This is a genomic window from Mesorhizobium sp. B2-4-7 (assembly GCF_006442685.1).
GTDB lineage: Bacteria > Pseudomonadota > Alphaproteobacteria > Rhizobiales > Rhizobiaceae > Mesorhizobium.
This window is the reverse complement of record NZ_VFVH01000001.1, coordinates 508,977-522,104: the sequence shown is the minus strand read 5'-3', so window position 1 is coordinate 522,104 and position 13,128 is coordinate 508,977. Positions and strand designations below refer to the sequence as shown.

Annotated in this window: 16 protein-coding genes; all 16 read left to right on the top strand. The window is 63.6% G+C overall.

The annotated features are described in order from the left end of the window. The first annotated feature begins 16 nt into the window (after positions 1-16). Positions 17-547: a hypothetical protein gene (locus tag FJ946_RS02640; protein ID WP_140732090.1), complete on the top strand. Its 531-nt coding sequence runs from the start codon at positions 17-19 to the stop codon at positions 545-547. Positions 548-675: 128 nt separating this feature from the next. Continuing rightward, positions 676-1,302 (top strand): head decoration protein, encoded by a 627-nt coding sequence (locus FJ946_RS02635; RefSeq protein ID WP_140732088.1) that lies wholly within the window; start codon positions 676-678, stop codon positions 1,300-1,302. A 108-nt stretch (positions 1,303-1,410) separates the two neighbouring features. Beyond that, positions 1,411-2,427 (top strand): major capsid protein, encoded by a 1,017-nt coding sequence (locus tag FJ946_RS02630; RefSeq protein WP_140732085.1) that lies wholly within the window; start codon positions 1,411-1,413, stop codon positions 2,425-2,427. Between the two features lie 69 nt (positions 2,428-2,496). Beyond that, on the top strand, positions 2,497-3,012 hold the full coding sequence (locus FJ946_RS02625) for a hypothetical protein (RefSeq protein ID WP_140732083.1): 516 nt from the start codon (positions 2,497-2,499) through the stop codon (positions 3,010-3,012). Between the two features lie 53 nt (positions 3,013-3,065). Continuing rightward, entirely contained in the window at positions 3,066-3,461 is a 396-nt protein-coding gene (locus FJ946_RS02620; protein ID WP_140732081.1) for a hypothetical protein, read from the top strand. Then, complete coding sequence (locus tag FJ946_RS02615; RefSeq protein ID WP_140732079.1) at positions 3,461-3,802, top strand: hypothetical protein; 342 nt, start codon at positions 3,461-3,463, stop codon at positions 3,800-3,802. The genes FJ946_RS02620 and FJ946_RS02615 overlap by 1 nt, the downstream gene beginning before the upstream one ends. Before the next feature lie 16 nt (positions 3,803-3,818). Continuing rightward, positions 3,819-4,259: a hypothetical protein gene (locus FJ946_RS02610; RefSeq protein WP_140732076.1), complete on the top strand. Its 441-nt coding sequence runs from the start codon at positions 3,819-3,821 to the stop codon at positions 4,257-4,259. Between the two features lie 12 nt (positions 4,260-4,271). After that, a complete protein-coding gene (locus FJ946_RS02605; protein WP_140732074.1) occupies positions 4,272-4,712 on the top strand; it encodes a phage tail protein in 441 nt (146 codons plus the stop codon). Beyond that, positions 4,712-5,059: a hypothetical protein gene (locus FJ946_RS30675; protein ID WP_181173415.1), complete on the top strand. Its 348-nt coding sequence runs from the start codon at positions 4,712-4,714 to the stop codon at positions 5,057-5,059. The genes FJ946_RS02605 and FJ946_RS30675 overlap by 1 nt, the downstream gene beginning before the upstream one ends. Before the next feature lie 20 nt (positions 5,060-5,079). Continuing rightward, positions 5,080-5,283: a phage tail assembly chaperone gene (locus FJ946_RS30670; RefSeq protein WP_181173414.1), complete on the top strand. Its 204-nt coding sequence runs from the start codon at positions 5,080-5,082 to the stop codon at positions 5,281-5,283. A gap of 325 nt (positions 5,284-5,608) precedes the next feature. Beyond that, complete coding sequence (locus FJ946_RS02595; protein WP_140732070.1) at positions 5,609-7,204, top strand: hypothetical protein; 1,596 nt, start codon at positions 5,609-5,611, stop codon at positions 7,202-7,204. After that, the gene (locus FJ946_RS02590) at positions 7,201-7,812 is read left to right on the top strand and encodes a hypothetical protein (RefSeq protein ID WP_140732067.1); all 612 of its coding nucleotides are present in this window, start codon (positions 7,201-7,203) and stop codon (positions 7,810-7,812) included. The genes FJ946_RS02595 and FJ946_RS02590 overlap by 4 nt, the downstream gene beginning before the upstream one ends. Beyond that, positions 7,809-8,375, top strand: a complete 567-nt coding sequence (locus tag FJ946_RS02585; RefSeq protein WP_140732064.1) for a DUF2163 domain-containing protein — start codon at positions 7,809-7,811, stop codon at positions 8,373-8,375. The genes FJ946_RS02590 and FJ946_RS02585 overlap by 4 nt, the downstream gene beginning before the upstream one ends. Positions 8,376-8,396: 21 nt before the next feature. Beyond that, a complete protein-coding gene (locus tag FJ946_RS02580; protein WP_140732061.1) occupies positions 8,397-8,819 on the top strand; it encodes a hypothetical protein in 423 nt (140 codons plus the stop codon). A 4-nt stretch (positions 8,820-8,823) separates the two neighbouring features. Continuing rightward, positions 8,824-11,535, top strand: a complete 2,712-nt coding sequence (locus tag FJ946_RS02575; RefSeq protein ID WP_140732059.1) for a hypothetical protein — start codon at positions 8,824-8,826, stop codon at positions 11,533-11,535. After that, on the top strand, positions 11,535-13,121 hold the full coding sequence (locus FJ946_RS02570) for a hypothetical protein (RefSeq protein WP_140732056.1): 1,587 nt from the start codon (positions 11,535-11,537) through the stop codon (positions 13,119-13,121). The genes FJ946_RS02575 and FJ946_RS02570 overlap by 1 nt, the downstream gene beginning before the upstream one ends. The last annotated feature ends 7 nt before the right edge of the window (positions 13,122-13,128 follow it).

Genomic DNA, 13,128 nt, shown 5'->3' with positions numbered 1-13,128 from the left:
ACTGGAGAACAGCACAATGAGCAGCCTGATGAATGCAATCCGTCGCGCGACGGGCGGCAAGCCGCGCCTCGAGGACGACAAGCCCGCCGAGACCGACGAAGACAAGGCGGAGGCCGTCGACACCACGGACGGCGACGACGAAGACGAGACGGATGACGACGAGCCCGACGCCGAGGATGAGAAGGACGAGCCCGACGCGGAAGACGACAAGGACGACAAGGACATGTCGGCCGCCGATCGCGCCACCTTCGCCAAGGGCCGCAAGGCCGAACGCAAGCGCATCGGCGCGATCCTCGGCTCGAAGGCTGCGCAAGCCAACCCGACGCTCGCCGCGCATCTGGCCTTCGCCACCAACGACCGCGCCGCGAAGGCGATTGCGGCGCTGAAGGCCGCCGGCCCGGCGGCGTCGGCCACCAATCTCGCCTCCCGCATGGGCAGCCGCGCCTCGCAGCTCGGCCGCGGCGGCGAGAAGCCGCGCAGCAAGGATGCCGGCGCAGCCTGGGACGGTCCGCTGGCAGCCGCCGGCGTCAAGGTCAAGGGCAAGTAGCCACCTCTGAGAAAACCTGCCGTCGCGACCAGTCGCGGCGGCCATGACATTCCCCGCTCGACGACGCCGGCTCGCCGACATGCCTTCGGGAAAAAGCGCCCGGCGTCAGAAAAGGAAAGGAAAGTGACATGACGACCTTCGTGGAAGGCCCGCGCACCGCCGAATTCCTGATCTCCGAAGCGGAACATTTCCGCTCTCGCGATGTCGGGACCATCGACGCGACGGGTGGAGCACTCGAGGCGGGCACCGTGCTCGGCAAGGTAGCGCTCGGCGCCGCAACCGCCGCCGCCAAGGGCGGCAATACCGGCAATGCGACCATCTCGGCCGTGACCCGTGGCCCCGGCGCGAAAGTCGGCGTCTATTCGGTCGACTTCACCGCCGCGACCAAGTTCGACGTGACCGATCCCGACGGGTTCCGGATCAAGTCCGGCACGACCGGCGTCGCCTATGCCGACGATCTCGGCTTCACCATCACCGCAGGCGCCACGCCGATGGTGGCCGGCGACGGCTTCAACATCACCGTCGCGGCCGGCTCCAACAAGTTCAAGCGCCACGACCCGGCCGCCGTCGACGGCAGCCAGGTCGAGGCGGCGATCCTGTTCGAAGCGATCGGCGCCGTCGAGGATGAACGCACCGTGATCTCCCGCGCGGCGGCGGTGAAGTCGTCGAAGCTGATCTACGCCGCCGGCGCCGACGACGCGCAGAAAGCCAAGACCAAGGCCGCCCTCGACGCGCGCGGCATCGTCGTCCGCTGATCCCGCGCCCGGCGCTCCGGTAGCGCCTGGCGCCCCGCCATCCACATCCGGCGCGAGCCGGTTCCCAACACAACAACGCGGCATGTCGCCGCCGATGGAGAAACCGCCATGCTGTCCATGGACGCATTCAACGACAAGGCCTTCTCGATGGTCAGCCTCACGGCGGCTATCAACAAGGTTGACTATGTGCCAAACCTGCTCGGCTCCCTGAATATCTTCGAACCAGTGCCGGTCTACACCCGCACCATCGCGGTCGAGAAGAAAGGCCAGACCCTGGCCCTGATCCCGACCTCGCCGCTGGGTGCCGCGCCGCGCGAGACCGATCGCGACGGCCGCGACATCAGGGACTTCCGTACCACCCGCCTGGCCGATTCCTTCACCATGTACGCCTACGAGATCGAAGGCATCCGCGCTTTTGGCACCGAAAGCGAATTCGAATCTCTCCAGGTCGAGTATGCGGGGCGGATGGGCAAGGTGCGCAGCAACATGGAGCTGACGCACGAGTATCATCGCCTTGGCGCCTTGCAGGGCAAGCTGCTTGACGCCGACGGTACCACCGTCATCTACAACTACTTCACCGAGTTCGGCATCGCCGAGCCCGATGCCGTCAATTTTCACCTCAATGTCGATACGACCAATGTCTGGGCCATCTGCCAGCAGGTGAAACGCGCCGTCATCCGCGCCGCCAAGGGCGCCTTCACCATGGCGTCGCGGGTCCATGCCATCGCCGGCGACGACTTCTACGACGCTTTCGTCTCGCATCCGAACGTCGAGAAGTTCTATCTGCAGTGGCAGGCTGCGCAGGCTTTGCGCGAAACCGAGGCTTTCGAGAGCTTCGAGTTCGGCGGCATCGTCTGGCACAACTACCGCGGCACGGATGACAACGCGACCGTCGCCGTTCCGACCGGCCAGGTGAAGTTCTTCCCGGTCAATGCGCCCGGCGTGTTCATCAAGGCGATGGCGCCGGCCGAGTTCGGCCCCTTCGTCAACACGCGCGGCCAGGACACCTATGTGATCAACGTCGTCGACAAGGATCGCCAGGCCTGGACCAAGGGCGAGCTCTACTCCTACCCGCTCTATCTGTGCGCTCGCCCCGACGTCTTGCAGAAGGGCGTCAACCAGTAACAGCGAACCAGTCTCGCAGCCGGGCAACAACGCCCGGCTGCCGACGATTGCAAGGAAGGATTACCGGCAATGACCGCAAAAGCGTCAATCGCGATGACTGTTTCCGGCGGGCAGCAAGGCGCGGATACATTCGGCGGCGGACCGTTCTGGAACGGCGCGATTTCGTTCGCTGCCGCGCTGGGCTCCGGCGTCGCCGCCAAGCAGATCGACATTCTTTACATGGCGGAACGGTCAGTCGCCGCTTCGGCAAACGATGACATCGACCTGGCCGGTGTTTTGACCGATGCGCTCGGAGCTGCCGTCGCTGCCGCCGAGCTGGTCGGGATCATCGTGGTCAACGAACCCAAGGACCGGGCGGCGGCGAGGAATCTCTCCAGCCTGACGCTCGGCGGCGCGACAAATCCGGTTCCGGGCTTTTCGGCGGCAATCGTTCCCATCGAACCGGGCGGCATGTTCGCCGCGTTCTCTCCCGGCGCTGCCGGCCTTGCGACGGTGACAGCCGCGACCGGCGACAAGATCCGCGTCGCCAACGGCGCCGGTGGAACGGCAAAATACCAGATCGCCATTCTGGCGCGATCAGCATAGCCGCGCCCTGATCCCGCAAGCTCCCAGTTCAGCCTTACAAAGGAGGCACCATCATGGACACCGCAGTCGAAACCATCCGCGTAAAGGCCGTCAATTCCAGCAACCGCGGCAAGGTGCTGCGCACCCATGGCGGCACCGTCGAGGTGCCGTCGAACGGCTCGATCGAGGCGGACATCCTGCCGCTGACCGAGGAGCAGATCGCGACCTATCGCGATGTGCACAAGGTCGTCATCACGCCGGTGCGCGCCGTCACGCCGCGCAAGCCCAAGGGCGGCAAGCAGCCCGACCTGCTGACTGACCGGGCGGCTCTGGAAAACGCCGTGGCGGAGGCCAGGGAGGCGCTTGAGGCGGCGCAACAGCGCGGCGACGCCGCCGCTATCGCCGAGGCGCAACAGGCCATGGACGAGGCCGAACGCGCTGAGGCCGAACGCGCGCTTGCTGCCGCCTGATGGCGATCCGTCCTTCTCTGTTCGCCGGCATGGGCGAGGCCTTCGTCTCGGCCTTCGGCGGCGACCATGAAGCGCTGGTCACCATCGCCGCCGGCGACGTCAGGCGCGTGCCGTGCATCTTCCGCGAATTCCGCTCCGGCGGCTTTGCCGAGGAGCAGGGCGCGTCGGTCGAGGGTGTGACGCACACGCTGGCGATCGACGCCGAAGCGGATCCGGGCGTCGAGCAGGAGATGCCGATCCTGGTCGTTCCGGTCGGTCTCTCGGCCGGGGAGGCCTTCATCGCCGCCGGCGTGCATCGCGATGGCCGCGCCATGACGCGCGTCCTGCTCGCCGCCGCTTGAACAAGGGACCGATCCGATGCATGTCCGCGAACAGATCGCGTTGCGCTTCGACACGCTGCTGGCTTCTATCCCTGATTTTGCCGACACGTCGGGCCCGCGCACCCGCGACATTCCGGAAGAACGGCTGCCGGCCGCGACCGTCTTTTCGGCGCGCGCGACCTCAACCGTCGACCAGCAGATCTCCGGCACCGATGTCGCCTACCGCCACCAGGTGGAATTCGTCATCGTCATCCATCTCGCCGCGGGCGCGCTGCGCACCGCCTTCAACGCCCTGTGCGTGCCGGTCGAGACGGCAATCCTTGCCGATCCCCGGCAGGCCGGTCTTGCCCGCAACACGACGCTCGCCGGCACGGAGTTCGCCATCGACCCGCAGACCGCGAAGCCGCTCGGCTTCGGCTTCCTCCGCTTCCTGGCGACCTATGTCGCCAGCTCCGCCAACCCTGAAACCCCGCTCTGAAGGAGACGGCAAATGGAACTCGGCAGAACACTCACCATCGCCCGCCACACCACCAACATGCCAACCGCCGCCACCGATCCGGCCGAATATGATTTCGTCTGCGGCGGTCGCAGCCGCTCGTTCGACATGAGCGCCAACCGGTTCGACCGCACCATCCCTGATCTGCTCAACCCCGGCGCGCCGCTGGTCAAGGCCGAAGGCTCCGGCATCCAGAACCGCACCTTCCAGATCTCCGGCCTCCAGATCAACAACACCGCCGGCAAGGGCATGCTGGAAGACGCCCGCCAGGCGCGCGACTGGTACTACCTGATCTCGGTGCCGGGCTGGGGCGACTTCTCCGGCAAGTATAATGTCTCGATCACGCTGGCCGGCGAGCTCGAGGGCGACATGACCTACGATGCCAACTTCTCGCTGGCCGATGGGTCGACCGAAGCGTTTACGGCTGAAGCGTGATGACCAAGCTGCCCAACCCATTGCGCGGCGAGGCATCGCTGAAGATCGGCATTGTCGATGTCGTCGTCGGCATCGAGTTCGATCGGCTCGCCGCCTTCAGCGGCATGACCGGTATCGACGAGATGTCGGCGGCTCTGCAATCGCTCATTTCGTTCAGCCCGCGCCATGCAAAGGCGGCGCTCGACTGTTTCGTTATCGATGGCGACGCTGCGGCGGCCAAGGACAGTCTCACCGCCGGCGATTCCATTGCCTGGCGCAAAGCCTTCACCGAAGCCATCGCCGCGCATCTGGTGAAGGCCGATGCGCGCGGGAAGGAACAAGACCAGGGAAAAGTGCAAAGCCCCTGACCGTCAGGGGCTTTGTCGAGATGTGGCAGCAGGTCGCGACCGGGCCGCTCGGCTGGACGCCGTCGACGTTCTGGTCCTCGACTTTGGCTGAACTCGTCGTGGCTCTCGAAGGCAAGTTTCCCGCCAGCAAGCCGAAACCAGTGAGCAGGGCCGATAACGCCGGCCTCGAAGCGCAATTCCGCGCCAAGCAGGAAAAGAGACGGAAGAACCATGCCGCGTCCTGACGTAGAAGCGTTCATTTCGGCGAATGCCAGTGGCTTTGAAAAGGCCATGGCGGAAATTCGCCGACTGACCCAACAGACGGCGCGCGGTGCATCCTCTGATTTCAACGCGCTCAGCTCGAAGATCGCTGCCATGTCGCGCGGGGTCGTCGCCTCGCTGGCGACGATCGGCGTCGGACTTTCGCTGGATGGCGTCAGGAACATGCTCAAGGAAGTGGCCAGCATCGGCGACGTTGCCGACAAGGTCGGGGTGACGACAGACGCGCTGCAGGAGCTGCGCTATGCCGCCGAGCAGACTGGCGCGTCGGCCGATACGCTCGACCAGGCCATGGCCGGCTTTTCCAAGCGCCTTGCCGAGGTCGCCTCGGGAACGGAAAATGATCTTTCGCGCGTGCTGAAGGCCAACAATGTGCAGCTGCGCGACCAGGAAGGACGCCTTCGCAGCAATACCGCAGTTCTCGGGGACTACGCCAATCTGGTGAAGAATGCGCGCGACGAACAGGACAAGCTGCGGCTGACAACTCTCGCCTTCGGTGATCGTGGTGGCGACCTGGTGAATATGCTTCGCGGCGGCTCTGATGCCTTGGAAAGCATGTCGCGGCAGGCCGAGAACCTGGGGCAGGTCCTCTCAAGCGAGGCAATCGCCAAGGCTGATGAGCTTGACAAGAAGTTTGACGCGGTTGCCAACACCGTCGAGACCAAGTTCAAAGAAGCGCTGGTAGGAACTGCTGACTGGATTGACGAAAATGTCACGGCGGCGGGTAGGTTGCTCGCGAAATGGGAGCAATTCAGCAAGATCCCGGCGCCAGCCTGGATTGGCGGTATTTTCATGACGCCTGGGGCATCAGCCAATCCGGCTGCCAGAGCAGGCGATCTCGTGGGCAGTCTAGCGGGGAACTCTGACCCGAACGCTGCGGCCAAAGGTGGCCGGCTCTACCAATCGCTATCCGACGATGCGTTTAATTCGAGGTTCTCGGGCAACCAAAAGGCCGCTGAAACTGTCATTCCGCCAGCGCCGAAATCTGGCGGTTCGAAGTCAAACCGCCCGACTGCCGATGATCGTGTCCAGCAAGAAATTCAGGCGGTGAAAGACCGTACCGCCGCACTGTTGCAGGAGCAGCAGGCGCTCGGCCTTTCCTTCAAGGAGCAGCAGCAGCGCAAGATCGCGCTCGACCTCGAGCAGCAGGCGCTGAAGGATGTTCGCGAGGAAGCTCGCCGCAAGGGCGACCAGGACTGGCAGAATGCCCAGCTGTCGGCGAAGCAGGTCGCCGACATCAATGCCGTTTCGGAAGCCTATGCCGAGCAGGCCGACCATCTGCGCACGGCAAGCCAGACGCAGCAGCTTCAGCGCGACCTGTTGCAGGGCGCCTTCGGCGATCTCCGTTCGGCGCTCCAGGATGGCAAGCTGGACTGGCAGGATCTTGGCGACATCGCCATGAATGCCTTGGACAAGATCGTCGACAAGATCGAGAACGATCTGATCGATGCCATCATGCAGGCCAACAGCGCGGCCGGGGGCGGCGGTGGTGGATTGCTCGGCACCATCCTCGGCGGTGTCGGCAAACTGTTCGGGGGCGGTACCGGAGGCGGCGGCATCCCCTGGTCCGAGGACACATTCAGGGCCGGCGGCGGCCCGGTCACGGCCGGGCAGCCCTACATCGTCGGCGAGAAGCGTCCCGAGCTGTTCGTGCCGGACCGAAGCGGCGTCATCATTCCGAAAGTGCCTGACATGGACCGCTTCGCCGGAGCGCCAGCCGGCGCGTCGCAGAGCTTCGGCTTCACATTCGCGCCGCAGCTCAGCATGGACAAAAAGGAAGACGTGCCCGCGGTTCTCGACCAGCTGCGCAAGTTCCTCGACAAGGAATTCATGCCGCGCACCGTGAAGGCCATTCAGCAGGCAAAACCGCTGGGGCTTCTGAAATGACGGCCATCGACCTTCCTACCGTCCATTTCCAGGTCTCCTATCCGCAACTGACGGAAAGTGTATCTGTTTCCCGGTCCGGCTCGCGCGCGATGGCGTTCGTCGAGTATGCGGATGCCTATTGGACGATCCAGATGCGGACGCTGCCGCTGGAAGCTTCGGATCGGCTGCTTGTCGAGGCCTTCAAGGATGCCTGTCGCGCAGGTTTGCAGACGGTGCTCTACAAGCCCAAGCACATGTCGCTGCCGCGGGCCTATTGGGGCAACGCCGGTGCCGCAGCGCTGGCCAACAACGGCAGCCTGGTCTCGATCACCGGCAACCAGCTTGTCGTCAACAGCGTTGACGACGGCCTGACGCTCGGGCCGGGCGACCTGATCTCGGCGACGGTTGGCGACTATAATTCCTTGTTTCGAATTCAGACCGGCGGGGTGGCGGCAGGGGGCACGATCACCCTCACGGTCGAGCCTACCGTGCCTTCCTACATTACCGCGGCGGCTGTGATCCGCTTCAAGGATCCTGTCGCCAATATGCGTGTCATGCCAGGCTCGTTTTCGATTACGGACGAGCTGAAACCCGTCGCCACATTCACCCTGGTGGAGATTCCTAAATGAGTTTCCCGACGCGCTTGCAGGAGGTGCTTTCCGAAGGCCGGGCGGTCATCCGCTCCGGCATCAAGGTCGCATGCACGACAGGCACCTACGGCTTCTGGAACGGCAAGGGCGACATCACGGTAGACGGGCAGATCTACTGGCCGAACTCGCTGATCACTGTGTCCGAGCCGGTCTATGGCCTTGGCACGGCAGCCTCCACCTTCACCGTGGAATTGCCGGCCAAGCGCGATTCCGGCCTGACCCCCGACAAGCTGCTGTTGGTCGAGAGCGAGGGCTACAAGGACGCGCCGCTGACGGTGTTCGACTTCTACTTCGATCCCGACGACAGGTCGTTCCTGCATGCCGAGCCTGGCGCGTACGGCTTCATCGACACGATCGACCATGCCCGCGACGGCGGAGAGAAGAAGCTGGTCGTTAACGTCCGCTCCGGCGCCATCGCCAATTTCCGCGATGGCTATCGCACGGCCAGCCATGAAGACCAGCAGCTCGTTTCACCCGGCGACATGTTCTTTCAGTACGCCTCGAAGGTGAAGCACGAGACCTTCGACATCAAATTCGACTGAAGCTTAACTCCAGGAATTTCAATGCTTACCCTAACCCGGTTGCCAGACTGGGACCGCCGCCTTGCGCGCCTGGTCCCGGAGATCGCCACCACGCCCGGCGTGTGGGGGCAGTCCGACTGCCTGCTGACCGCCGCTGCCGGCGTCGAGGCTGTCACCGGCGTCGACATCATGGAGCCTTGGCGCGGCCGCTACAAAAGCGAGGCCGGCGCCGCACGGCTGATGCGCAGGGAAGGCTGCCGAACCGTCGAGGACGTGTTCCGCGATTATTTCGGCCTGCCCGAGATCGGCCGGCTGATGGCGCAGCGCGGCGATGTCGGCGTGGTGGAGCAGGCCGGCGTGCTGTGCGCCGGCTTCATGTGCGACCTGGGGTTTTTGGTCCGCACCGAAGCCGGCCGGCTGATCCTGCCGCAAACCGCCGTCAAGACCGCGTTCAAGGTCGGCTAGCCTCGTGGGGTTCCTTGTCCCGCTCTTCACGACCGTCGCCAGCGCGCTCGGCCTTGGCGGTGTCGCGTCATGGCTTGGCGGCTCGACCATCCTCGCCGGATTGGCGCGCTTCGGGCTCGGTCTCGCGGCCAGGTACGCGCTGGGCTCCGCCTTCGGCGGCCAGGAGCAGCAGGCACAGGCCGCGCAGCTCGACACGACCTACGGCGAGGACCTGGCGCGCACGGTCGCAATGGGCACAGTCGGCATCGCCGGCCAGTTGGTCTACCGCAATGCCTACAGTTCTGGAAACCGGCGTGTCCAGGATGTCCGTGTCCTGTCGCATTTCCGCATCACCGGCATCAAGCGCGTTCGTTACGAGGGCGAATGGAAGACGCTCGGCGGCCCCGAGGACGCGGAAAGGGGCTTCCGCATTCAGGACATCGATGCCGAGATCTATGTCAAGCTCTACAAGGGCACGATGGATCAGGCGGCCGATCCGAACCTGATTGAAGAAGCCAATCCACCCGGCCGCTGGACGTCGGATCACCGCGGCGCCGGCGTTGCCTATGCCGTCGTCACCTCCATCCTGGATCGTGAAAAGCTGCAACAGCCCTGGGAGGCGTTTTTCGAGATCGAGGGCGCGCCGCTCTACGACTGGCGCAAGGACAGCTCCGTCGGCGGCTCAGGCTCGCATCGCTGGAATGACCAGGACACCTGGGAATTCACCGAAAACAATTTCCTGATGGCCTATGCGCTGGAGCGCGGCATCTTCAACGGCGCCGAGATGATGGTCGGCAAGGGCGCTCCGGCGTCTCGCCTGCCGCTCGACATGTGGACCCTCGCTGCGAACATCAGCGACGAGACGGTCGGCACCGGCAAGCGGTATACGGCTGGCGTGATCGCTGCCGCCGGCGCTGGCGTCACGCACGACCAGAACCTTCAGCCATTGCTTGAGGCTGGCGCTGCCACCTGGGTCGAGGATGCCTCGGGCGAGTTCCCGATCGCCGGCGCCGCACAGTCGGTCGTGATGACCTTCACCGACGACGACATCATGGTCGACGAGAGCTTCCGCTTTTCGCGGAAGCGCACCAAGTCGGGACTGATCAACACCATGGCCGGCACCTATCTTGAGCCGGACAATTTCTACCAGTCGACGCCTATGGCGATCCGCATCAATCCGTCTGCGTTGGCCGAGGATGGCGAGCGTCTGGCCGTTTCCGTGCCTTACGGCGCCGTCAACCGTTCCGAGGTTGCCGACCGTCTGGCCGATATCGCCTTCAAGGCCAGCCGCTACCAGGCCAATGGCGAAATCTGCATCCATCCGAAATTCCTGGCCGACGCCAAGGTCGGCCGCTGGGCGCGGTGGACATCAGCCGAATACGGCACGTTCACCTTTCAGCTCCTGGAGAAGCGCCTTGGCCCGCTCGGCGAGAAGGCGGCCCGCAACATCTATCTATCGTTGCAGGAAGTCGACGCCGATATATTCGATCCGAGCGAATATGTTACCGTGCCGACGGTGCCGGTGGTCCCCGGCGCGCCGGACTATGCGGTATCGGCCACCAATTTCGTGGCCGTCGGCATTCAGATCAAGGTCGAGGGGTCGGCCGACCGCAAGACCGGCATCCGCTTCCAGTGGGATGCGTTCGACGATGTCACAGTGTCGGCCGTCGACGTCGAATACCGGCCTGAAGCGGCTGGCGTCGGGGTGTCCATTGCGGACCCAGCCGTCATCACCTGGCCGAGCCACAGCCTGTCGGCCAATGATCTGTTTTATCTCGCCACGACCGGTGCGCTGCCCACCGGCCTGACGCCCGACAGTCCGCTCTATGTCAAGACGGTGCTGACTTCCGGCACTTTCACCGCGTCGCTGACGCCGGGCGGCGCCGCGATCGTCACCACGGGTTCGCAGTCCGGCATCCACAGCGGCTATGTCGACAGCATCGTCAAGCGCGCCGAGGTGCCGGTGCAGGTGCTGACGGTCTCGGAAGGCGTGCTGCCCAACAAGACCTATGAGTACCGGCGTCGCATCATCACCAACCCGCCGCGCGCCACGTTCTTTACCACGTGGTCGCAGGTCTCGACGCCGGCGGAGGTGATCGACGTCTCGGTCGGACTGGCGCAGCTCCAGGCCGACACGATCGCCTTCCTGACCAGCATGTCGGCGAGCCTGCAAGCGGATCGCGACAAGCTTGCCCAATTGGCGGCGGCCACGTTGGAAGCAGCGGGGCGGGCCGTTCATGACAATGCGGTAGCGCGTCGGTTCCGCGACGCCAGTGCGGCGGCTTTCCTCGAGCTTGACGCCAGCGTCGACGAGATCAACGGAGAACTGTTGGCGCAGGCGACGGCGATCCTTGGCGTCCAAGCATCGGTCGGGGACGTGTCTGCCGGCGGCCTGTTCCGGATCAGGGCGGAGGCCGGCAGCGGCGATGTCGTGTCGCGCATGACCTTCGAAGTCAGGGCATCTGTCGGCGCCGTATGGATCTCTTCCGGAATCTATATCGAGGCGGGGTTCACTGGTGGAAACCCGGCGCTGCCGTTCTCCAGAATCGTGCTCAACACGAATGAGTTCATTGTCACCGATGGCACCACCACCGGAACACCTCTGACGTTCCAGGGCGGTGTCCTGAAATCGCTGATCGCCAATCTCGGGACGGTGACGGCTGGCCTGCTCCAAAGCCCCGACGGATCGGTCAAGCTCGACCTGAACAACGCCTTCTTCTCTATCTCGGTGCCGTGATGCCGAACCTTGTTCAAGGCCGCCGCGGCAGTATCCCCTTCGTCAAGATCATGAAGAGCAATCTCGATGATCCATTGACGGTGCCGAACACCGACACCGGGAAGTTCTGCTTCAACTCGGAGATCCAGAATGTCGGCTACGTCAAGGATATCTTTGCGGTCGAGATCGACGACGCAACATATCCTTCGTCCGGCGGCACGGCATTATCGCCAAATCACTATTACGACCCGCCAGGGTCGGACAAGAACACGTGCCAGATCCGAATTGACAGCTATAGAGGCGGCGCAGGTGGCCCCGTGCAGCAATGGTACTTCTTCTACGAGTATTTCAACGCGCGATACGGATTCACATTTTTCCCGCTGGTTGAGTACCGGCCAACGATCAACTTCAGCACCAATCAATTTCAAGGGCCTTATGTCGACATCTCGGGCAACGACGGCAGCAACGGTCAGATATTTTCGTACATAGGTTCGAAGAGCAGAACCGTTCTTGCTCGCGACTCCGGGCAGTCTGGCCCTTCGGGGCGAAATAGACCGGCAATCTCCGCTTATGTTTCGGACCCTGTCGGCAATCCCGCGGTCAAGCGCTGTCTCATGACCGTCTTCGATCTGCCCATACATTCGGAGTCGATCCCGAACAACGCCACGACGCCAGTGTCTGGTCAGGATGTCGTCAAGATCGCGCCTGGCATTGCCAGGGTAGCTCTTCCAGGCAGGACGGTAGCCGACACAAACCCACTCCACTATGTCCTGCACGAAGATCGGATCCCGGCCAAGATCATGGCTGCCGGGACGGTGACGGTGGCGGCCAATGCCACCGTAAACATCACCACACGCCTGCCGATGACCGCGCTGACGTATATGGATTTTATCTGCAAGAAGACGAGCGAACCGGCCTTCTGGCATCCGCCGTTCATCGGCAGCTTCACGGCCAATGCCAACAGTTTCACCTACACGATGTCGGGCACCACCTTGTCCATCACGAGCACGTGCAATTTCTCGATCGACATCATCTATGTGGTCTACGCGGACTCCGGCGAAGTGCCAACGACAGGCGGAAGCAAGATCCTTCTCAAGAGTAATGATGGCCATGGCGACTATATCCAGGTGAAGCGGCCTGGATCATCGGACGTGGCGTCGAATCTTAACGACATCATGATCGATACTCGACTTGTCTATCTGCCCATCCTCGCGGAAGGCTTCCTCAACTGGACAAGCGACTTTCCAACGGTGCTGTCCGGGTCCGACCTGTTCAAGGGCGTCCGCAAGGCGAATGTCACCGTCACAAACCCTGACGGGCTGCTGCTCTTTCCGAAGGTGGGAGCGGTCTACAACCTTCCCGCGGTTGCAACGGTATTCGACGAGCCATCCGCGGTCTGGGGCGAGCACAGCGTCTTCGTAAACAACCCGAGCTGGGCGGGGCAAGCCTCCGGTTATTCGACATGGGCCAACATGCTCTCAACCACCAGCGTCGACCTCTTCGCCGCAAACAACAATCCGTGGACCATCCAACCTGGCGCTGCCTTCTACAACTCGCAGCTTAAGGGCATCCGCTACTACATTTTCGGCATCCCCCAGAGCCTTTAGGAACCAT

Bases quoted from the DNA above. Each gene is read 5' to 3' on its own strand.
- FJ946_RS02640 (WP_140732090.1), top strand. From the start codon at position 17: ATGAGCAGCCTGATGAATGCAATCCGTCGCGCGACGGGCGGCAAGCCG.
- FJ946_RS02635 (WP_140732088.1), top strand. From the start codon at position 676: ATGACGACCTTCGTGGAAGGCCCGCGCACCGCCGAATTCCTGATCTCC.
- FJ946_RS02630 (WP_140732085.1), top strand. From the start codon at position 1,411: ATGCTGTCCATGGACGCATTCAACGACAAGGCCTTCTCGATGGTCAGC.
- FJ946_RS02625 (WP_140732083.1), top strand. From the start codon at position 2,497: ATGACCGCAAAAGCGTCAATCGCGATGACTGTTTCCGGCGGGCAGCAA.
- FJ946_RS02620 (WP_140732081.1), top strand. From the start codon at position 3,066: ATGGACACCGCAGTCGAAACCATCCGCGTAAAGGCCGTCAATTCCAGC.
- FJ946_RS02615 (WP_140732079.1), top strand. From the start codon at position 3,461: ATGGCGATCCGTCCTTCTCTGTTCGCCGGCATGGGCGAGGCCTTCGTC.
- FJ946_RS02610 (WP_140732076.1), top strand. From the start codon at position 3,819: ATGCATGTCCGCGAACAGATCGCGTTGCGCTTCGACACGCTGCTGGCT.
- FJ946_RS02605 (WP_140732074.1), top strand. From the start codon at position 4,272: ATGGAACTCGGCAGAACACTCACCATCGCCCGCCACACCACCAACATG.
- FJ946_RS30675 (WP_181173415.1), top strand. From the start codon at position 4,712: ATGACCAAGCTGCCCAACCCATTGCGCGGCGAGGCATCGCTGAAGATC.
- FJ946_RS30670 (WP_181173414.1), top strand. From the start codon at position 5,080: ATGTGGCAGCAGGTCGCGACCGGGCCGCTCGGCTGGACGCCGTCGACG.
- FJ946_RS02595 (WP_140732070.1), top strand. From the start codon at position 5,609: ATGGCCGGCTTTTCCAAGCGCCTTGCCGAGGTCGCCTCGGGAACGGAA.
- FJ946_RS02590 (WP_140732067.1), top strand. From the start codon at position 7,201: ATGACGGCCATCGACCTTCCTACCGTCCATTTCCAGGTCTCCTATCCG.
- FJ946_RS02585 (WP_140732064.1), top strand. From the start codon at position 7,809: ATGAGTTTCCCGACGCGCTTGCAGGAGGTGCTTTCCGAAGGCCGGGCG.
- FJ946_RS02580 (WP_140732061.1), top strand. From the start codon at position 8,397: ATGCTTACCCTAACCCGGTTGCCAGACTGGGACCGCCGCCTTGCGCGC.
- FJ946_RS02570 (WP_140732056.1), top strand. From the start codon at position 11,535: ATGCCGAACCTTGTTCAAGGCCGCCGCGGCAGTATCCCCTTCGTCAAG.